A 1,851-nucleotide genomic window follows, 5' to 3' on the forward strand; every position below is an offset into this window, starting at 1 on the left:
TGTCGCTGCTGCAGATCGCGAACCTGATCTCGCAGTATTTTGGCGTCGATTTCAAACCGCCGTTGCTGTTTGAGCATGGAACCTCGCAACAGATTCTGGACTATCTGCTGCAAGACAAGCAGCGCGCGGTCATCGAGGCGCACTATGCCGAGCTGGGGGCTCTGGCTCCGCTGTATCGCAGCTCAGGGCTGATCGATCTGAACAAGGTCGATGGCGAGCAGGGGCTGTACCAGCGACGTTATGACAACACGGAGTTCTATCAGGTCGATCATGTGGTGGACAACAAATACAATGTGCCAGGCGCGTGCTATGCCGAGATGGCCAGACAGGCCGGCGCACTCGCTCTTCCGGGCCAGCGGGTGAGCAAGCTGCTCAACTGCTACTGGGCGAAGCAACTGTCTTCGAGCGGAGAGCCGTTTGATGTGTTCATTCAACTGCTGCCAAAAGGGGAGCGCACCGACTACGAGATCTACAGAATGGAAGGGGCCGAGCGCGTCGTGCATGCGACCGGGGCGTTGGAATATGCTCCGTGGCAGCTGGCGCAGAGCGAGGTGGAAACGCTCGATCTCGCGGCGATTAGAGAGCGATGCACGGCGAGCTGGACGCGGGAGCAGGTCTATCAGCAGATTCATGCGGAGGGCTTGATCGTCGGGGAGAGCTTCATGCCGATGCAGGAGATGGTGCTCAACGAGCAGGAAGCGCTGGCGACGCTGGAACTGCCGGAGATGATTGCAGACACGTATGAGAAGTACCTGCTGCACCCGACGATGCTGACGGGCGTGTTCCAGACGGCGCTGATCAACAACCGCTTCCACGGCGATGACGAGCGCGATTTTATCCCGATTGCGATCGAAAGCTTGGAGATGTGGGGGATCGTACCGCGCAGATGCCACGTCTACAGCGAAGTCAGCCCGAAGACGAAGAACAACCCGGACATCAAGAAGTTTAACCTGACCGTTTGCGACGAGGAGGGGCGCGTGGTGGCGCGGCTCGTCAATTTCTCGATCAAGGCGACGAATTATGAAAAATCGGCCTTGGTGCAGGCGGCGGCCCCGGTGTCGACGGCCCAAACGCAGGCGGTTCGCGACCGTGGAGTGGCGGTGCTGAGATCTCGCGCACAGGAATTCGTGCGGGGTCTGCTGTCTGAGGCGATCGGGCTGGAGCCGTCGATGATCCGGCCGGAGGAAGCGTTCGAAGCGTATGGCATCAACTCGGTGATGATCTTGGAGCTGAACAAGCTGTTCGAGGATGCGTTCGGGTCCGGGCTGTCCAAGACTCTGTTCTTTGAGTACCGCAACTTGGAAGATCTGACGGGTTATTTCCTGGAAGAGTATGAAGAGACGCTGCGTTCGCTGCTGCAATTGCCGGAAACGGTTGAAGTGGATGAGGTGGTAGAGGCGGCGGTTGAATCGATAGTAGCGGCTGTGGCGAGTGCTCAAGAGACCGCGCGTTCCGCAGATGTGGTCGAGACGGTCGCGATGACACCGCACGCTCCGGCTGTGCGGGATATCGCGATCATCGGCCTTGCCGGGCGCTATCCGCAGGCCGGATCGCTGGCGGAATTCTGGGCGAACATCCAAGCGGGCAAGGACTGCATCGAAGAGATCCGACCGGATCGATTTGATTATGTGCGCTACTATGATCCGGACAAGCAAAACGACAAGCTGTACAGCAAATGGGGTAGTTTCCTCGATGATGTGGACAAGTTCGACCCGATGTTCTTCAACATCCCGCCGCGTGAAGCCGAACTGATGGACCCACAGGAGCGTTTGTTCCTTGAGGTGGTCTGGCATGCGCTCGAAGATGCCGGCTATACGAGACAGAGCCTCAGCGATCAGTCGGTCGGCGTGT

At 58.6% G+C, this 1,851-nt stretch carries 1 protein-coding gene; it reads left to right on the plus strand.

What is annotated here, in order from left to right; genetic code table 11:
- On the plus strand, positions 1–1,851 hold a 1,851-nt coding region (locus L696_RS28920), incomplete at both ends, for a beta-ketoacyl synthase N-terminal-like domain-containing protein (protein WP_209440999.1).

The sequence above is a fragment of the Paenibacillus maysiensis genome, from assembly GCF_000520815.1.
Lineage (GTDB): Bacteria > Bacillota > Bacilli > Paenibacillales > Paenibacillaceae > Paenibacillus > Paenibacillus maysiensis.